General features: G+C 67.0%; 18 protein-coding genes. 3 read left to right on the forward strand and 15 right to left on the reverse strand.

The features are described 5' to 3' along the window. Nucleotides 1–17: 17 nt before the first annotated feature. On the reverse strand, nucleotides 18–2,051 hold the full coding sequence (locus AC50YC_RS17075) for an alkaline phosphatase family protein (protein WP_494954491.1): 2,034 nt from the start codon (nucleotides 2,049–2,051) through the stop codon (nucleotides 18–20). A gap of 120 nt (nucleotides 2,052–2,171) precedes the next feature. Further along, the gene (locus AC50YC_RS17080) at nucleotides 2,172–2,339 is read right to left on the reverse strand and encodes an SPOR domain-containing protein (RefSeq protein ID WP_128081649.1); all 168 of its coding nucleotides are present in this window, start codon (nucleotides 2,337–2,339) and stop codon (nucleotides 2,172–2,174) included. A gap of 70 nt (nucleotides 2,340–2,409) precedes the next feature. On the opposite strand from AC50YC_RS17080, the gene map reads away from it, so the two are divergent. Both map and ppgK read left to right on the forward strand, forming a co-directional pair. After that, a complete protein-coding gene (map, locus tag AC50YC_RS17085) occupies nucleotides 2,410–3,288 on the forward strand; it encodes a type I methionyl aminopeptidase (RefSeq protein ID WP_494954492.1) in 879 nt (292 codons plus the stop codon). 89 nt (nucleotides 3,289–3,377) lie between these two features. Further along, entirely contained in the window at nucleotides 3,378–4,181 is an 804-nt protein-coding gene (ppgK, locus tag AC50YC_RS17090) for a polyphosphate--glucose phosphotransferase (RefSeq protein WP_494954493.1), read from the forward strand. Between the two features lie 144 nt (nucleotides 4,182–4,325). Here ppgK and nrdR read toward each other — a convergent pair whose 3' ends face one another. The 3 genes from nrdR to AC50YC_RS17105 all read right to left on the reverse strand — a co-directional run bounded on the left by nrdR (nucleotide 4,326) and on the right by AC50YC_RS17105 (nucleotide 7,040). Further along, nucleotides 4,326–4,817: a transcriptional regulator NrdR gene (nrdR, locus tag AC50YC_RS17095; RefSeq protein WP_494954494.1), complete on the reverse strand. Its 492-nt coding sequence runs from the start codon at nucleotides 4,815–4,817 to the stop codon at nucleotides 4,326–4,328. Between the two features lie 146 nt (nucleotides 4,818–4,963). Continuing rightward, the gene (hisD, locus tag AC50YC_RS17100) at nucleotides 4,964–6,355 is read right to left on the reverse strand and encodes a histidinol dehydrogenase (protein ID WP_494954495.1); all 1,392 of its coding nucleotides are present in this window, start codon (nucleotides 6,353–6,355) and stop codon (nucleotides 4,964–4,966) included. Between the two features lie 85 nt (nucleotides 6,356–6,440). Continuing rightward, entirely contained in the window at nucleotides 6,441–7,040 is a 600-nt protein-coding gene (locus AC50YC_RS17105; RefSeq protein ID WP_494954496.1) for a hypothetical protein, read from the reverse strand. A gap of 208 nt (nucleotides 7,041–7,248) precedes the next feature. On the opposite strand from AC50YC_RS17105, the gene AC50YC_RS17110 reads away from it, so the two are divergent. Further along, complete coding sequence (locus AC50YC_RS17110) at nucleotides 7,249–7,707, forward strand: flavin reductase family protein (RefSeq protein WP_494954560.1); 459 nt, start codon at nucleotides 7,249–7,251, stop codon at nucleotides 7,705–7,707. Nucleotides 7,708–7,711: 4 nt separating this feature from the next. On the opposite strand, the gene AC50YC_RS17115 is transcribed toward AC50YC_RS17110, so the two are convergent. The 10 genes from AC50YC_RS17115 to ftsZ form a co-directional block, all read right to left on the reverse strand. Continuing rightward, nucleotides 7,712–7,987, reverse strand: a complete 276-nt coding sequence (locus AC50YC_RS17115) for a hypothetical protein (RefSeq protein ID WP_494954497.1) — start codon at nucleotides 7,985–7,987, stop codon at nucleotides 7,712–7,714. A 2-nt stretch (nucleotides 7,988–7,989) separates the two neighbouring features. Further along, complete coding sequence (gene dnaE / locus AC50YC_RS17120) at nucleotides 7,990–11,547, reverse strand: DNA polymerase III subunit alpha (protein WP_494954498.1); 3,558 nt, start codon at nucleotides 11,545–11,547, stop codon at nucleotides 7,990–7,992. Nucleotides 11,548–11,641: 94 nt separating this feature from the next. Continuing rightward, entirely contained in the window at nucleotides 11,642–12,712 is a 1,071-nt protein-coding gene (locus tag AC50YC_RS17125) for an RluA family pseudouridine synthase (protein WP_494954499.1), read from the reverse strand. Next, on the reverse strand, nucleotides 12,702–13,286 hold the full coding sequence (gene lspA, locus AC50YC_RS17130) for a signal peptidase II (RefSeq protein WP_494954500.1): 585 nt from the start codon (nucleotides 13,284–13,286) through the stop codon (nucleotides 12,702–12,704). Before lspA ends, AC50YC_RS17125 begins: the two co-directional genes overlap by 11 nt. A gap of 141 nt (nucleotides 13,287–13,427) precedes the next feature. Further along, nucleotides 13,428–14,114 (reverse strand): DivIVA domain-containing protein, encoded by a 687-nt coding sequence (locus AC50YC_RS17135; RefSeq protein ID WP_494954501.1) that lies wholly within the window; start codon nucleotides 14,112–14,114, stop codon nucleotides 13,428–13,430. 149 nt (nucleotides 14,115–14,263) lie between these two features. Beyond that, nucleotides 14,264–14,572: a YggT family protein gene (locus AC50YC_RS17140; RefSeq protein ID WP_354173416.1), complete on the reverse strand. Its 309-nt coding sequence runs from the start codon at nucleotides 14,570–14,572 to the stop codon at nucleotides 14,264–14,266. A 138-nt stretch (nucleotides 14,573–14,710) separates the two neighbouring features. Continuing rightward, nucleotides 14,711–15,241, reverse strand: coding sequence for a cell division protein SepF (locus AC50YC_RS17145; RefSeq protein WP_494954502.1), 531 nt, complete (start codon nucleotides 15,239–15,241; stop codon nucleotides 14,711–14,713). Between the two features lie 87 nt (nucleotides 15,242–15,328). Next, nucleotides 15,329–16,078, reverse strand: a complete 750-nt coding sequence (locus tag AC50YC_RS17150; RefSeq protein ID WP_494954503.1) for a YggS family pyridoxal phosphate-dependent enzyme — start codon at nucleotides 16,076–16,078, stop codon at nucleotides 15,329–15,331. A gap of 7 nt (nucleotides 16,079–16,085) precedes the next feature. Then, complete coding sequence (locus AC50YC_RS17155; protein WP_494954504.1) at nucleotides 16,086–16,871, reverse strand: purine nucleoside phosphorylase YfiH/LACC1 family protein; 786 nt, start codon at nucleotides 16,869–16,871, stop codon at nucleotides 16,086–16,088. A 99-nt stretch (nucleotides 16,872–16,970) separates the two neighbouring features. Next, the gene (gene ftsZ, locus AC50YC_RS17160) at nucleotides 16,971–18,197 is read right to left on the reverse strand and encodes a cell division protein FtsZ (RefSeq protein ID WP_494954505.1); all 1,227 of its coding nucleotides are present in this window, start codon (nucleotides 18,195–18,197) and stop codon (nucleotides 16,971–16,973) included. Between the last annotated feature and the right edge of the window lie 45 nt (nucleotides 18,198–18,242).

The following is an 18,242-nucleotide window of genomic DNA, read 5'->3' on the forward strand; positions in this document are numbered from 1 at the left end:
CGCAAAGTTCCGGCCACTCAACGGGGGAACACCGTCGCGGCGCGCTGGCCACTGGCCTCAAGCATCGACACCAGCACCCGGTGGAGCTCATCGGCACCCTCTATCCGCTCGGGCAACCCGGCCATGAGATCGGCCGGACCGAGGAGCACCGCACGGTCCTGCCAGCCGCCGAGGCCCCCGTGGGATCCGACCAGGCCCTCGAACGCTGCGACGTCGTTGGTCACCGGATCGACTCTGCTGTTGACGTAGAGATCCGGCGCCGCGGGGTCCATCAGCGCACGTCGGAGCACCCGCGCCGCGTGCGATCCGAAGCCCGCCAACGGGTCGGTACCTTCACCCGCACCGCTGGTGAGGTTCAGGCGCCCGCCGCTCCCGATCGCCCACGTGCGGCCGTCGTCGTCGATCCCGGCGACGAACGCGACGCCGGGATGGCCCGCCAGGCCGGACACCAGGGCCGGCCACTCCCGCTCGAGCCCCTCGAGCGTCCAGCGCCGGTCGCCCCGCAGGTAGACCAGGCCCAGGTTGCCCGAGCCCAGCACGACGACCGGCTCCTCGGCGGCGTCGCCGGGGTCTGTTGTCTGCTGTGCCTTGGTCAGCCCCTCGTTGGCGCGGGCGGCGAGTTTCCCGGTCATCCCCCCGTCCGCGATGTCACCGGCAATGGAGTCGGCGCGCCCCAGCCCTTCGACGGACGCGTCCACCGTCTGTACGTGTTCCTGCATGAGTTCGCCGCACAGATCACCGAGCGTGTGGCCGTACCGGTCAGCGAACGGAGTGCCCTGGGACTGTCCGTGGTCCGAAAGCACCACCAGCCGGTAACGGCGGGGAGCGGAACCGGCGAGCCGGGTCAGGGACCCCAGCGTGCGGTCCAGGCCATCAAGGGCGGCGAGAGATTCGGGCCGGAAAACGCCTGCGTGGTGGGCGATCTCGTCGTAGTCCACGTAGTCGACATAGATGCACTTCGTGCCACGCCGCAGCTCCTCGGCGACAAGGGCCGTGTTCAGGTCACGCAGGAGGCTGTTGGTCACTGCCCGCAGCACGGCGAAGGTCCAGTCCCGGTACACCCGCGGGTCGAAGTCTCGCCTGACCTGCCGGCGGGCCTGCCACCGCTCCTTGACGACCTCCCCGACGGTCCGCGTGAAGCTGCGCATGAACCCGTTCGGTGAGGTGAAAAACCAGGCGAACGCCCGGCGTGTCTGAGTGGAGCCGCGCCGGACCTCGACCCGGCTCATCGTCAGGAGCGAGCGGGGCGCGTCACCGGTGAACAGGTTCGAAATGGAGACCCCGTCGTCGTAGAGCAGGCCTTGGCCGGTGCTGTGCCTTTCCTCAATCACCCGGGCGTCCGCCGGGCGGTTAGCGACCAGGACCCGTTTGAGCTCCCGGTCGTACCACCGGAAGGCGGGGATCCCGTCAACTGTGCCGTGCAGAATGCCCAGCTGGCTGGCTGGGGTGGTGCAGGGCAGTTGGGGAGTCCACTCCCGGCACGTATAGTCGCCCGAGGACAGCCAGCGCCGGATATACGGAACCGCCCCGGACTGGACCGCCCACTGCAGCACCGGGAACGGGACACCGTCGAGCTGCACGAACAGGACGCCGTCAACCTCCGGGTCGGTCACCGCGCCCTGCCGGCGTGCCCTGCCGGCCAGGGAGGTGATCAGGCCGTCATCAGAACCGGCCGTGGTGGCCCACGAGATGAGGGTCGCCACGACGGCACTGATCCAGGTCGCAGCGAGGGCGGTCCACGCCGTCGACTCGATGCCGGGCACCAGACGAATGGCGACATACATGATCAGGGCTTGACCGACCACAGCCGCAAGACGCACCGCCAGCCAGCCCACCCTGGCCGAGATTTCCACCAGCGCGGGGCGGAGGACCAGACCGACGACGCCGGCCACTGCTGCCACGGCGGCGTAGTCCCACCAACTGGAGGCAGAGAACCCCGGCAGCAGCGCACCGGTGACGATCAGGGCTGCCGTCGAGGCAGCCCAGGCAGCGGCCAGCCTGGCCAGATCGGTGACGCGGACGCCGCGGGTGCGGGAATCGCTCGTCGGCATTTTCCCAGTATGGCCCGCCGCAACCGGCGGTCACTCATCCGCGCCGGGTGAGAAAAACCAGTCCCCGGAGCGGCGTTAGCTCCCGGTGCTGCTCCCGCTCTTCAGCGTTCGGTCTACCAGCTAGTCGTCCTCGTCGCCCTTTTCCCAGGATTCGTTGCGGGCCTTGACCTTCTCGAGGGCGTGTTCAGCTTCTTCCCGCGTCTTGTACGGGCCAATCAGCTGGCTCCAATCGGACATGGCGTCCTCTTCAACCTCGTGCGTGTTGACGTTGTACCAGTACTCCGGCATCGATGCTCCTCAGCTGATATTTGTTGGCCGTCGTTTATCTGCCTCCGGCCGCGCCTTATATGATCAATGTATGCCTTCTCTAGCCTCGACTGCACCCATCGGCACCCTGGTCCCGGGAGCCGTCAGTCCGCAGCTTCCCGTTCCGGCGTCGATCCCGCGCCCTGAATACGTGGGCAAACCCGCGCCGGCCAAGTTCACCGGCTCCGAGGTCAAGTCGGCGGAGACCATCGAGAAGATCCGCATCGCCTCACGGATCGCCGCCCAGGCGATCGTGGAGGTCGGGAAGCACATCCAGCCCGGCGTCACGACGGACCAGCTGGACCGCGTGGGCCACGAGTTCCTGCTCGACCACAACGCGTATCCGTCCACCCTCGGCTACCGCGGCTTTCCCAAATCCCTGTGCTCGTCGCTGAACGAAGTCATCTGCCACGGCATCCCGGACAACACCGTGGTCCGGGACGGGGACATCGTCAATATCGACATCACGGCCTTCATCGGCGGCGTGCACGGCGACACCAACTACACCTTCCTCGCCGGAGACGTCGACGAGGAATCCCGGCTCCTCGTCGAGCGCACGCAGGAGTCCCTGAACCGTGCCATCCGTGCCGTGGCCCCGGGCCGTGAGATCAACGTGATCGGCCGGACCATTGAGTCCTTCGCCAAGCGCTTCGGCTACGGTGTGGTCCGCGACTTCACCGGCCACGGCGTGGGCGAGGCCTTCCACACCGGCCTGATCATTCCCCACTACGACGCTGCCCCCGCCTACAACACCGTCATGGAAGCCGGGATGGTCTTCACGATCGAACCCATGCTGACGCTCGGCACCGTGGACTGGGACATGTGGGCCGATGACTGGACCGTCGTGACCCGCGACCGCAAACGCACCGCACAGTTCGAGCACACCCTGCTTGTCACGGAATCCGGCGCCGAAGTCCTGACGCTCCCCTGATTCCCGCTCCACCAGAAGATTCCGGTCTTCGCCCGCCGGCCCTGGGCCGCACCCTCCTAGCCCCGCCCCCTGCCACGAACGGAACCACATTGGCCAAGAAGGACGAGAAGTCGAAGAAGAACGCCCCGCTGATCGGCATCGACATCGGTGGCACCGGGATCAAGGGCGGGATCGTGGACCTGAAGAAGGGCAAGCTGGTCGGTGACCGCCTGCGCATCCCCACCCCGCAGCCTTCCACGCCCAAGTCCGTGGCCGAGGTTGTGGCCCAGGTTGTCGCCGCACTGTCCGCCCGGCCCGACGCTCCGGCCCCCGACTCTCCCGTGGGCGTGACCTTCCCCGGCATCATCCAGCACGGTGTGGTCCACTCCGCCGCCAACGTGGACAAGTCCTGGCTGGAATTGGACATCGATGCCCTGCTGACCGCCCGCCTGGGCCGCCCCGTGGAAGTCATCAACGACGCCGACGCCGCAGGCCTGGCGGAGGCGCGCTTTGGTGCCGGTGAATTCGTGGAAGGGACCGTACTGGTCATCACACTTGGCACCGGCATCGGTTCCGCCTTCATCTTCGACGGCAAGCTCGTCCCCAACGCCGAGCTCGGACACCTGGAGATCGACGGATTCGACGCCGAAAGCAAGGCCTCCGCCGTGGCCCGCGAGCGGGACGGCCTGAGCTGGGAGGAGTACAGCGTGCTGCTGCAGCGGTACCTGTCCCACGTGGAGTTCCTCTTCTCCCCCGAACTGTTCATCATCGGCGGCGGCATCTCGAAGCGCGCCGACGAATACCTGCCGCGGCTGCAGCTGCGCACACCCATCGTTCCGGCCGAGCTGAAGAACGACGCCGGCATTGTCGGCGCCGCCCTCGAGATCGCGCTGAAACACAAACTGGCCAAGTAGCCAAAAGAGCTATCACTCCGGGTCGTTCTGAACGCTGGGAACGACCCGGAGTGATAGCTCTTTTTTATGTGGTGCCGGTGGTGGCCACGGCTTCCCCTCCGCTGCCACCACCGGAGTCTTTGAGCCGGCGCTCCTGGAACAGCCCTAGAGCGGACTTTTCCGCTGGCTGGTGCCCCCGCGGCCCTTGGTTTCGGCCTCATGGCGGAGCAGGGAGATGGCGGCTTCGAAGTCCTCGAGGGATTCGAAGGCCTGGTAGACGCTTGCGAAGCGCAGGTAGGCGACCTCGTCGAGCCGCTGGAGCGGGTTGAGGATGGCGAGGCCGACTTCGTGAGCATCGATTTCGGCGGCGCCGGAGGCACGGATGGCCTCTTCGACTTCCTGGGCCAGCATCGCAAGGTCGTCCTCGGTGACAGGACGGCCCTGGCAGGCCTTGCGGACGCCGTTGATGACCTTGCTGCGGCTGAACGGCTCGCCGACCCCTGACCGCTTGATCACGGTAAGGCTGGTCGTCTCGACAGTGGTGAAGCGGCGGCCGCACTCGGGGCACTGCCGGCGGCGCCGGATGGCTGAACCGTCGTCGGCGATCCGACTGTCCACCACCCGCGAATCAGGGTTACGGCAAAACGGGCAATACATGACGTTTCCTCCCCTGTCGCACGCGGATGGCCCACTGGAGGTCGCCCGAAGACGGCCACCCGAGATTCGCCGGAGCGGTTGGCTCCGCCATCAGTTTACGACTAGATGTAGCTGAATAACAAGCCTGTAATTACTACATGTTGTGGTCAGGCGCCCTGCGGGAACCGGGCGGTGACCGCCTCGCCGTGCGCCGGCAGATCCTCCGCCCCGGACAGGCTCACGATGTGCCCGCTGACCTCGGCCAGGGCGGCGCGGGTGTAGTTGACCACCTGGATGGCGCGCAGGAATGTGGTCACGTTCAGCCCCGACGAGAACGCTGCGGTGCCGCTGGTCGGCAGCACGTGGTTGGAACCGGCGCAGTAGTCGCCCAGGCTGACGGGGCTGTAGTCCCCCACGAAGATCGCCCCGGCGCTGCGGATCCGGCCCGCCACGCCTGCCGCGTCCGCCGTCATGATTTCCAGGTGTTCGGCGGCGTAGGCATTGCACGCCGCGATGCCCTGATCCAGGTCGTCCACCAGGACCACGCCGGACTGCGGGCCTGAGAGGGCCTCACGGACCCGCGCACTGTGCTTGGTCGCTGCCGCCTGGCGCTCCAGTTCCACCCGGACGGCGGCGGCGAGGTCCTCGGAGTCCGTGATCAGCACGGACGCCGCCTTGGGATCGTGCTCGGCCTGGCTGATCAGGTCGGCCGCGACCAGGACCGGCTGTGCCGTGGCGTCGGCCAGAATCGCGATCTCGGTGGTGCCGGCCTCGGAATCGATGCCGACGACGCCCTTGACGAGGCGCTTCGCCGTGGCGACGAAGACGTTGCCCGGGCCGGTGACGACGTCCACCGGGTCGAGCCCGGCCTTGTCCTCTGCGGCGGGGATGCCGTAGGCGAAGGCCGCGATGGCCTGGGCGCCGCCGATCGCGTAGACCTCGTCGATTCCGAGCAGGCACGCTGCGGCAAGGATCGTGGGGTGCGGGAGCCCGCCGAAGTCTTTCTGCGGCGGAGATGCCAGGGCGATGGATTCGACGCCAGCGGCGAGGGCCGGGACGACGTTCATGATCACGGAGGACGGGTAGACCGCCAGGCCGCCGGGGACGTAGAGGCCCACGCGGGCCACGGGGACCCAGTTCTGGCTGACCACCGCGCCTGCGCCGAGTTCGACGTCGGTGTCCGCCGGGCGCTGGGCGTCGGCAAAGAGCCGTGCGCGCCTGATGGACTCTTCCAGTGCCGCCCGCACGGCGGGATCGAGACCGGCCAGGGCCGCCGTCAGCGCTTCAGCGGGGACCCGCGGGTGCGACTGCTCAACGCCGTCGAAGGTCCGGGCGAGCTCGCTGAGCGCCTCGAAGCCCCGGGTGCGGACGGCGTCGATGATGTCCAGGACCTTGTGTTCGGCATCAGCCATGGTGCCGGCCTGCGCCCGGGGCACCGCGGCGCGGAGGCCGGCGAGGGTCAGCCGCCGACCGCGCAGGTCGACGGTGTGGAAGTTGAGGCCGGTGGGAGCCGGGGGCGCAGTAACGGCGGGCACGGAGCTGTCAGCTGAAGGGGTCACCCGTTCATTTTACGGCCAGCTCCTGCGAGTCCCGCGCCTGTTACTTCGGACGGTTACGTCGGGGAGCTGCTCTGCTGCCCCGCGGTCAGGCCCCGGACCCGGATTTCGGCGTCGGCGTGGTGAAGACGGTGTTCAGGAAGATGGTCAGTGCGGCCGCTGCCGGCCAGATTGCCAGGACGGCGAAGGACCGCAGGGAGAAGGCGACACTGGCGCTGGCCGAGGTGTCCTCCGGTGTTCCCCACCAGAGGCCACACAGGACGCCGGTCCCCCAGGCCGCGAGTGCGCCCACTGCTCCGGCACCCACGGCGAGGAGAACGTCCCGGCCGGACGGCGCGTGGTGCTTACTGCCGGAGGCAACCGCGCCCGAGATGCAGCCGGCGAGCAGGAACAGGCCGGCCAGGACCAGGTCCCGCGGCAGCCACCCTTCCGTGTTGCCGCCGCTGCGCAGCTCCGGATCACCGGAGAGCAGGTTCAGCCCGGAGGGCGCCAGAAGCCACCAGAGCACCCCCACGGGAACGCCGGCGGCGGCGATGACGGCGGCCTTGCGCCATGTCGCGGCACGGATGCCTGCCTCGTGGACCGGCCGGCCGGCGGCGGCGTCCGGCTCGGAACCCGGGCGGGGAAACCGGGGCGTGTCCTGCGGGGCATCCTGCGGGAGCTGGCCGTGCACTGCGGGCTGTGTCATGCAACAAACCTTAACAAGCTTTCCGCCGGCAGGGCACATGACACCGCGCGCCCCTGATGGCCTTGCACATGACGCCGCCGGGTAAACAAGTACCGCGGCCGTTCGCAGGCGCAATACGCTGGCAGGGTAGGAACATCACACATGTGCAGCAGGGAGTTGGATCGCAGTGGCCACAGAGGACCAAGCCTTCGAAGGAACCTTCAAGGAAATGTTCCGCCGGCATGCGGCCGGGGTGGCCATCATCACCGCCAACCTCAATGGCGTCCCCTTCGGCTTCACGGCTACCTCCGTGGCCTCGCTGTCGGCGAAGCCGCCACGGTTCACCTTCAACATGGCCCGCACGTCCAGCTCCTGGCCGGCCGTGGCCAACACGACCTACATCGGCGTTCATATGCTGGGGCTGGAGAACCAGGCGCTGGCTGACCGCTTTGCCCGGACCAGCAACCGCTTCGAGGGCGATCACTGGGCGCTCGGGCCCCATGACGTGCCGATCCTCAATGACGTGGCGGGCTGGCTGATCGGCAAGGTCCAGATGCGGCTCTCTTTCGAGAACAACGCCGTGGTGGTGGTCGAGGTCGTGGAAGGTGAGGTGGGCGCCGACGGTGCTCCCCTGCTCTACCACTCCGGCGCCTACGGCCAGCCCGCGCCGCTCGACTACGAGATCTGACCGGCTACCAGGGCAGGTCCCTGCGGGAACCCAGTTCCAGGAAGCGGGGGCCTTGTCCCGAACGGGCGGACAGCCCGCTGGCCGCTTGGCTGGATATGTCCCACTCAAGGCGGCGTGCGGTCGCGCCGTCGAGCTCCGGCGACCCCGGCCGGACGATGCCGTAGACCGTCCAGCCGTCCGCCAGCAAAGTGCTGCACAGGGCTGCGCCGAATCCGCGGCCCGCCCCCGAGATCACCGCCGTGCGCACCGCGGCCTGCCGCGAATCCGCCCGGTCCGGCACGTCTAGCTGTCCAGGCAGGTCGGGCCGAGCAGCACCTTCAGGTCCCCGAACAGTGACGGGCTGGGGTTCACCCGCAGATGCACGGGCAGGCCCATGATTTCCACGCGGGAGTCGCCCTGCAGGTGCAGCCGGACCTCGGATTTGCCGCGGTGCGTGCGCAGTACGTCCCCGAGTTCGGTCACGACGGCTTCCGTGGCCTTGTGGGTCTGCATGGTGATCACCAGCGGGCCGTTGAGTCCTTCGCTGAGGTCCGGGACGGACAGTTCCATGCAGTTGAGCGCGACGGCGCCGTCATCTCGGCGCTGTAGCCGTCCCTTGACCACCACAATCAGGTCTTCGGCCAGCACGGAGGCGATCGGGCCGTAGACCTGGCCGAAGAACATGACCTCGACGGAACCGCCCAGGTCCTCGATCTCGGCGCGGGCGTAGGCGTTGCCGCTGGCTTTCGCGATCCGCCGGCTCAGTGAGGTGATCATGCCGGCGATGGTGACGATGGCGCCGTCGTGCGGACCGTCCTCGGCGATGAGCGTGGTGATGGACTGGTCGGCGTGCTGGCTCAGGACCCCTTCGAGCCCCTGCAGCGGGTGGTCGGAGACGTACAGGCCGAGCATGTCCCGTTCAAAGGAGAGCTTGTCCTTCTTCTCCCATTCGGGAAGGTCCGGGATTTCGATGCTCAGCGAGGCCTCGGATTCGGCCTCGTCGAAGCCGGCGAAGAGGTCGAACTGGCCGATCGCCTCGTTGCGCTTGAGCGTGATGACGGAGTCGATCGCTTCTTCATGGATCATTGCCAGGGCGCGCCGGTGGTGGCCGAGGGAGTCGAAGGCGCCGGCTTTGATCAGGGATTCAATCGTGCGCTTGTTGCACACCACGGCCGGGACCTTCACGAGGTAGTCCTTGAACGACGTGTAGGCGCCTTCCTTGTCCCGGGCGGCCACCATGGCTTCGACGACGTTGACGCCGACGTTGCGGATCGCGCCCATGCCGAAGCGGATGTCGGTGCCGACCGGCGTGAAGTTCAGTGCGGACTCGTTGACGTCCGGCGGCAGCACCGTGATGCCCATGCGCCGGCATTCGTTGAGGTAGATCGCGGACTTGTCCTTGTCGTCCCCGACGCTGGTGAGCAGGGCGGCCATGTACTCGGGTGCGTAGTGGGCCTTGAGGTAGGCAGTCCAGTAGGAGATCACGCCGTACGCGGCCGAGTGCGCCTTGTTGAAGGCGTAGTCGGAGAACGGCAGCAGGATGTCCCAGAGGGTCTTGACCGCGGCCATCGAATAACCGTTGTCCTGCATGCCCTGGGAGAACCCGGCGAACTGCTTGTCCAGCTCGGATTTCTTCTTCTTGCCCATGGCGCGGCGCAGGATGTCGGCCTGGCCCAGGGTGTACCCGGCGAGCTTCTGCGCGACGGCCATAACCTGCTCCTGGTACACGATCAGGCCGTACGTGCCACCGAGGATCTCGGAGAGCGGCTCCTCCAGCTCCGGGTGGATCGGGATGACCTCCTGGATCCCGTTCTTGCGCAGGGCATAGTCGGTATGCGCGTTGGCGCCCATGGGGCCGGGCCGGTAAAGGGCCAGCACGGCGGAGATGTCTTCGAAGTTGTCAGGCTTCATGAGCTTGAGCAGGGAGCGCATCGGTCCGCCGTCGAGCTGGAACACGCCCAGGGTGTCGCCCCGGGCCAGCAGCTCGTAGGAGGCCGCGTCGTCGAGGGCCAGCGATTCCAGGTCCAGGTCCTCGCCGCGGTTCATCTTGATGTTTTCCAGGGCGTCGGAAATGATCGTGAGGTTCCGCAGGCCCAGGAAGTCCATCTTGATCAGGCCGAGGCCCTCGGACGTGGGGTAGTCGAACTGGGTGATGACCTGGCCGTCCTGGAAGCGGCGCATGATCGGGATGACGTCGATGATCGGGTCCGAGGACATGATGACGCCGGCCGCGTGGACACCCCACTGGCGTTTCAGGCCCTCGATGCCAAGCGCCGTCTCGAAGACCTTGGCGGCCTCCGGGTCCGTGGCGATCAGCTGCCGGAAGTCGCCGGCCTCGCTATAGCGTTTGGAGTCCTTGTTCTGGATGTCCGCCAGCGGAATGTCCTTGGCCATCACGGCCGGCGGGAGGGCCTTGGTGAGCTGTTCTCCCATGCTGAACGGGTAGCCGAGCACGCGGGAGGAGTCCTTGAGCGCCTGCTTGGTCTTGATGGTGCCGTAGGTGACAATCATCGCGACACGTTCGTCGCCGTATTTGCGCGTGACGTAGTCGATCACCTCGGACCGGCGCCGGTCATCGAAGTCGACGTCGAAGTCAGGCATGGAGACGCGGTCCGGGTTGAGGAAGCGCTCGAAGATCAGGCCGTGGTGCAGCGGATCGAGGTCGGTGATGCGCATGGCGTAGGCCACCATGGACCCGGCGCCGGAGCCGCGGCCGGGACCCACCCGGATGCCGTTGTTCTTGGCCCAGTTGATGAAGTCGGCGACGACGAGGAAGTAGCCCGGGAACCCCATGGACGTGATGACGCCGAGTTCGTAGTCGGCCTGGGTGCGCACCTTGTCCGGGATGCCCTGGGGGTAGCGGTAGTGCAGTCCCTTGTCGACTTCCTTAACCAGCCAGGATGTTTCGTCCTCCCCCTCGGGGCAGGGGAAGCGGGGCATGTAGTTGGCGCCGGTGTTGAAGGAGACTTCGCAGCGCTCGGCGATCAGGAGCGTGTTGTCGCACGCCTCCGGGTGGTCGCGGAACAGCTCCCGCATTTCCTGCGGGGACTTCAGGTAGTACCCGCTGCCCGAGAAGGCAAAGCGCGAGCCGCCGTTGTCGTACGTCGGCTCCAGCAGGGTGGACCCTGACTGGATGGCCAGCAGGGCCTCGTGCGCCTTGGCGTCGTGCTCGTGCGTGTAATGCAGGTCGTTGGTGGCCACCAGCGGAAGGTTCAGTTCCTTGGCCAGACGCAGCAGGTCCCCCGTGACGCGCCGCTCGATGTCCAGGCCGTGGTCCATGAGTTCGCAGAAGTAGTTTTCGGCGCCGAAAATGTCGCGGAACTCCGCGGCAGCCTCGACAGCTTCCCGGTACTGTCCCAGCCGGAGCCTCGTCTGGACCTCACCGGACGGGCAGCCGGTGGTGGCAATCAAGCCGTCGGAGTAGGTGTTCAGCAGCTCACGGTCCAGCCGGGGCCATTTGCCGAAGACCGAGTCCAGGGAGGCGATCGAAGAGGCACGGAACAAGTTCCGCATGCCCTTGTTGTTGTAGCTGAGCAGCGTCATGTGCGTGTAGGAGCCGCCGCCGGAGATGTCGTCCTTGCGCTGGTTCTCCTCGCCCCAGCGGACGCGCGTCTTGTCCGTGCGCGCGGTCCCGGGGGTGACGTAGGCTTCTACGCCGATGATCGGCTTGATGCCCTTGTCGGTGGCACGTTTCCAGAAGTCGAAGGCACCGAAGAGGTAGCCGTGGTCCGTGGTGGCCAGGGCGGGCATGCCCAGCCGCTCGGTTTCGTCGAACAGCTCCCCCAGCCGGGCGGCACCGTCCAACATGGAGTACTCGGTGTGGTTGTGGAGATGGACGAACGAGTTGTTGCTGGAAGTCACCGAATCATTCTAGTGCCGCGCACAGACGTTTCGGCGCGGCACTCCGGCCGCCGCCCGATTGGACAGCTCGAAACCGGGCGGCGCAGCAGGCACCTCAGGCCTGTCCGGACTCCAGGACCTCCAGGGCGTACCGCAGGTCCTGCGGGTACTCGCTGGTGACCGTGACCCGCTCCCCCGTCCGGGGGTGGTCGAAGCCCAGCTGCCGGGCGTGCAGCCACTGCCGGGTGAGTCCCAGCGTGGCGGCGAGCCGGGGGTCCGCTCCGTAGGTCAGGTCGCCGGCGCAGGGGTGGCGCAGCGCGGAGAAGTGGACGCGGATCTGGTGCGTGCGGCCGGTCTCCAGGTGGACTTCCACGAGCGAGGCCTTCCCGAACGCCTCCAGGACCTCGTAGTGCGTGATGGAGTCGCGGCCGTCCTCGATGACGGCGAAACGCCAGTCGTGGCCCGGGTGGCGGCCGATCGGCGCGTCAATGGTGCCGGCCAGCGGATCGGGAAGACCCTGGACCACGGCGTGGTAGACCTTGTCCACGGTGCGCTCCTTAAAGGCACGCTTGAGCGCGGTGTACGCCTCTTCCGTTTTGGCGACCACCATCACCCCGGACGTCCCGACGTCGAGCCGGTGCACGATGCCCGCGCGTTCCGGGGAGCCGGACGTGGAGATCCGGTAGCCGAGTCCCGCGAGACCGCCGACGACGGTGGGCCCCACCCAGCCGGGTGAGGGATGCGCGGCCACGCCGACCGGCTTGTCGATGACGACGAACTCGTCATCGTCCAGCAGGATGTTCAGGCCTTCCACTACTTCCTCCACAATTTCCAGGGGATCCCGGCGTGCCGGGACGGTGACGTCGAGCACGGCGCCGGGGGCGAGCTTGAGCGACTTTCCAACCGCTTTGTCCTTGCTGATGACGTTGCCCTCGGCGATCAGCGTGGCGGCCTGTGAGCGGGAGATGTCCATGAGTTTCGCCAGCCCGGCATCCACCCGGCTTCCCGCGAGTTCATCCGGGACCACAAACCGGTGGGCGGCCGCAGCCGTGGCCCCGCCTCCGGCGTCGACGTCGTCAACGTCTTCCGGCAGGATGTCCTCCGGCTGCGCGCCGGCCGGTGCCAGGTCTTCCGGTGTCAGGTCCTCGGGCGGGTTGTGTTCCGGCACCGTGTGCTCAGGAGTCATGTTTCACTGTGTCCTTCGTCAGGCGGGAGCCGTCCAGGGAGATCCCGCGCAGCGTCAGCAGGCAGATGATCACCACGGAGGACACGACGGCCGAGTCGGCGATGTTGAAGATCGCAAAGTTGGGAAGCTGGATGAAGTCTACGACGTGGCCCATGGCGAAGGAGGGCTCGCGGAACAGCCGGTCGGTGAGGTTGCCAAGCGCGCCGCCGAGCAGCAGCCCGAGCGCGAGGGCCCACCAGATCGACCCCAATTTGCGAAGCTGCAGCAGGATGGCGATGGAGACCGCGGTCATGATGATGGTGAATACCCAGGTGACGTTCTCGCCGATGGAGAAGGCTGCGCCGGAGTTCCGGATGTAGTACCAGTGCAGCAGCGGGGGCAGCACTGGGATCCTCTCCCCCTCGGTCATGTTGGCGGTGACCCACAGCTTGGTCAGCTGGTCGAAGACGTAGGCGAACACCGCCAGGCCAAAGAAGACGGAGAGCAGCAGGGCCCGCCGCGGGCGCGGCTTGGTGGGGCCTTCAAGGGCCGGCTCTGCTGGCTGCGTGGCGTCGGGTGATGGTGCGTCAGTCATAAGGCTTTCGTTCGCGGGCCAGTGCGGGGACTGGGAGCTGGGTGCTTGGTCACGGCCGCCGGCGGAACCGGGGGTTAATGCCAAAAGCCGGCGGCAGAGGAATCCTCAGCCACCGGCTTTCAGAATACTTGGTTTTCCGCCCTAGCTGCTGGCTTCGACCTCAGGGGCCGCGACGGAGCCGCGGGCGTCCAGGTCACGCAGCTGGCCTTCGATGTAAGCCTTCAGGCGTGAACGGTAGTCACGCTCGAAGCCGCGGAGCTGCTCGACCTTGCGCTCCAGGACGGAGCGCTGCTGCTCGAGGGCGCCGAGGATCTTGCGGGACTTCTCCTGGGCGTCGTTGACGAGGCTGCTGGCCTCGATCTGCGCTTCGGCGATGATCTTGTCGCGCTGCTGCTCGCCGTCGGCGACGTGCTTGTCGTGCATCTGCTGCGCCATGGCCAGCAGGCCGGCAGCGGATTCGGAGGCCGGGGTGACCGCGGTGCGTGCCGGGGCGGCTGCCTGCTCGGCTTCCTTCTTCTTGGCAGCGTCAGCAGCCTTGGCGGCTTCAGCGGCCTTGGCCTCGGCTTCTGCCTTGGCGTGGTCTTCCTTCTCGGCCTTGACGGGTGCCGGAACCTTTTCCACGACGGGAGCCGCGGCGGCGGAGCTGGCAGGCGTGCCGGCGCCCAGTTCGGCGAGCTTCTTGCGCAGCTCGTCGTTCTCCTGGTTCAGGCGTCGCAGTTCGACGACGATTTCGTCCAGGAAGTCATCAACTTCATCCTGGTCGTAGCCTTCGCGGAACTTGGTCGGCTGAAAGCGCTTGTTGACAACGTCTTCTGGCGTCAAAGCCATCTGGTCACCTCGTTGGTCTAGTTAGTCAGTAGGCCTTCCGGCCGTCAAACTACGGTACCTAAATATGGTCTGGTTCCTCTAATTCAACACCGCAGTGTCAAACCGGAGTTTCTATCTGTTGTGGGCCCCGGACGAGGCCCGCCGCCCGGCTACGCCACGATCGGCTGGGAGAACACCAGGAACTTGGCAACCGCCATGGCAATGGTGACTGCCACGAACAGCAGCAGGAAGCCGAGGTCCAGGGAGATTCCCCCCAGCCGCAGCGGCGGGATGAGCCGCCGGAGCAGTTTGAGGGGCTTGTCTGTGACCGAATACACAGCGTGTGCGGTGACGAGGGCCGCGCCGCGGGGCCGCCAGCTTCGCGCAAACATCTGCACCCAGTCAAAGATCAGTCGGATGATGAGGGCAACAAAGAACAACAGCAGGGCGATATAGACAAGTCCGAAAACAATTCCCATGAGTTAACTCATATCTCCATGTTCATTCCGGATACCGCAGTGTCCTCGTGATAGTTACGCCTCTATTTCAACACGGATAATTCAGCACGGATGCCAGGCAAGGTGTCCTTGCCTGGCATCCGTGGGAAGAATCCTGGGCTAGCTCTGGTTGAAGAAGCTTGCCTGTGTCTCACTGACCTTCTTGTCATCGCCGATGACTTCAACGTACGACGGCGACAGCAGGAAAACCTTATTGGTGACGCGCTCGATGCTGCCGCGCAGGCCAAAGACCAGCCCGGCGGAGAAGTCGACGAGTCGCTTCGCATCCGCTTCTCCCATGTCCGTGACGTTCATGATGACGGGGATGCCGTCCCTGAAGCTTTCACCGATGAGTTTCGCGTCGTTGTAGGACCGCGGGTGGATCGTGGTGATCTGGCGGAGTCCGGTGTGCTCTTCACGGCTCGATGCCGCTCGCTTGATGGGTGTCACAGGTGCGCGATATTCCTCTTCAGCGGCGTAGGGCTCTTCCCTGGGGACCTCGCGGACAGGCGCCGGTGCACGGCGTTCCTCGCGGTCATGCTCCATGGAATTGTCCTCATCCTTGTGCGATGTTTGGTGCTCGGACTCATAGTGTTCGTCGCCATCGGCGAGCCCAAGATAGATCATTGTCTTGCGCAGAGCGCCGGCCATGGTCGACTCCTAATAGTGTCCGTCGGCGGGCCGATCAGTGACTAAGCAGCCTTGGAATCCCCGCCATTACCTTCCAATACGTTGAACCTACCGCAACGCCGGACGCGGACCGAGAATATCGGAGCCAACGCGCAGGTGTGTCGCCCCGAAACGGACGGCCTGTTCCAGGTCCTGGCTCATGCCCGCAGAAATGCCCGTGGCCCCGGGATGGACAGCGGCCAGCCGGACGGAAAGCTCCGCCAGCTTTTCGAAGGCCGGGACCGGATCCGCACCGAAGGGCGCGACCGCCATGACGCCGGCCAGATGAAGTCCCTGCGCGCCGGCCAATTGCTCCGCCAGCGCCGGCACGTCTGCCGAGAGGGCACCGCCGCGGTGGCCGCCGGCGTCGTCGTCGTCGAGGCTGACCTGGATATAGCAGTCCAGCGGCGCCCGTCCGGTGCGTTCCTGTTCGGCGGCCATGGCCTTGGCCAGGGCGCCGGCCAGTTGCGGCCGGTCGACGGAGTGCACGGCGTGGGCGTATTTGACGACGGATTTGGCTTTGTTGCTCTGGAGCTGGCCGATGAAGTGCCAGCGGAGCTGCAGCCCGCCCAGTGCAGCGGCTTTCTCCGCGGCTTCCTGGTCCCGGTTCTCGCCCACGTCCGTGATGCCGAGCGCGGCGAGCCGCCGGACGTCGTCGGCGGGGTGGAACTTGGTGACCACGATCAGTTGGGGCGGCTGCTCCTGCCGGCCGGCCGCCGCGACGGCGCTGTCGATGCGCTGCCGGACGGCGGCGAGCCGCTCGCGGAGCTGTTCCAGCCGGGGATCGTGCTGCCCGCGCGCGGGCCCGTGTTCAGTCATGCGTTCATCAACTCATCTGCTCATTCGCCCTGGGGGTCCCCGCCGGCGCCCCGGCGTCGGTCCAGACGAGTCCCGCGAATCGTCCGGTGTTCGGATCACGGCGGTAGGAGAACAGCGTGTCGTCTTCCAGGGTGCAGCCCCCGGAATACTCAACCCTGACGCCGGCGTCCTGCAGCTGGCTGCGGACGGCGGCCGGCAGGTCCAGGCCCGGGGTGCCGCGGGAGGTGGTGCACCGGGCGGCGGGCACCCGGGCCGCCACCTGCTCGCGCATGTCTTCGGGGACCTCGTAGCAGCGCCCGCAGACGGACGGGCCGATCCAGGCGGTGATCTCCGCCGCGCCCAGTTCGCGCATGCGCAGCACCGCCGCCGGGACGACGCCGGACGCGACGCCGGGGCGTCCGGCGTGGACCACCGCGAGGACGGGGGTTTCCCCGCCGGTCCTGTCCCCCACCAGGACGACCGGCACACAGTCGGCCACCATCACGGCCAGGGGCTCACCCAAGGACACCATGGCATCGGCCGTCGGGGCGTCGGCAGTCGGGGCGTCGGCAGTCCGGACACCAGAGCCGGATCCGGCAGCGGAGGCGGCGCCGATGCCGGCGACGTCGTTGCCGTGGACCTGGTTCATATACCGGAAGTGAAGGCCGTCGAGGCCCACCGCCGCTTCGATGGCCCGGCGCCGGCGCGCGACCCCGGACGGATCATCGCCGACGTGCAGAGCCAGGTTGCCGGCGGCAGCGTCGGTGAAAGCCACCCACACGCCGGGCCGGACTTCCGCCCGCCACGAAAACACTCAAAACCCCAAATCGTCGCCAAACTTGTTTGCAGAACTTCGATCCTACGAGAAAGCACCATGGCACTGCCATCCGGCAGTGCCATGGTGCTTCAGGATCTACTTGAGGAAGTCAGGGACATCCAGGTCGTCCGTGTGGCGGCCGGACAGGTCCGGCTCCACGACGGAGGGCAGGTCGACGTCGAAGCCGGAGTCCGCCGGGACTGCGGAGGGCCGCTGCTGGCCCCAGCCGCCGTAACCGGAGGCGCCGACCGTGGCGTGCAGCGGCTGGACCTGGGCCGAGGACGGAGCCTGGACCGGGGCGGGGGCCGCTGCCGGCGCCGCCGGACGCTGCGGCGCCGACTGCGGCAGGGACTGGTCCATGGACGGCGAGGTGGCCTTGACGTCGTCGAAGCCGGCCGCGATGACCGTCACGCGGGCCTCGTCGCCGAGGGCATCATCGATGACCGCACCGAAGATGATGTTGGCCTCGGGGTGGGCGACTTCCTGGACCAGGCGGGCAGCCTCATTGATTTCGAAGAGTCCGAGGTCCGAGCCACCCTGGATGGACAGCAGGACGCCGTGGGCTCCGTCGATCGATGCTTCAAGCAGCGGGGAGGCGATGGCGAGTTCCGCAGCCTTGACGGCGCGGTCTTCGCCGCGTGCCGAGCCAATGCCCATCAGCGCGGAACCTGCGCCCTGCATGACGGACTTGACGTCGGCGAAGTCGAGGTTGATCAGGCCCGGGGTGGTGATCAGGTCAGTGATGCCCTGGACACCGGACAGCAGGACCTGGTCGGCGGAACGGAACGCGTCAAGCACGGAAACGTTGCGGTCGCTGATGGAGAGCAGGCGGTCGTTCGGGATGACGATCAGGGTGTCGACTTCGTCGCGGAGGGCGTCGATGCCGGCTTCGGCGGAGCCGGCGCGGCGGCGGCCTTCGAAGGTGAAGGGTCGGGTGACAACGCCGATGGTCAGCGCGCCGAGCGAGCGGGCGATGCGGGCGACGACGGGCGCGCCGCCGGTGCCGGTGCCGCCGCCTTCGCCGGCGGTGACGAAGACCATGTCAGCGCCACGGATGACCTCTTCGATCTCCTCGGCGTGGTCCTCTGCAGCCTGCCGGCCGACCTCCGGGTTCGCACCGGCTCCCAGGCCGCGCGTCAACTCACGCCCGATGTCGAGCTTGACGTCTGCATCGCTCATCAACAATGCCTGCGCATCGGTGTTGACGGCGATGAATTCGACGCCGCGAAGACCGACCTCGATCATGCGGTTGACTGCGTTCACGCCACCGCCGCCGATGCCGACGACCTTGATGACGGCCAAGTAATTCTGCGGAGCTGCCACGTTACGTGTCCCTTGTTCGTGTTCTGTTGCTTCTATTGCGAAAAC

Source organism: Pseudarthrobacter sp. MDT1-56 (assembly GCF_059383555.1).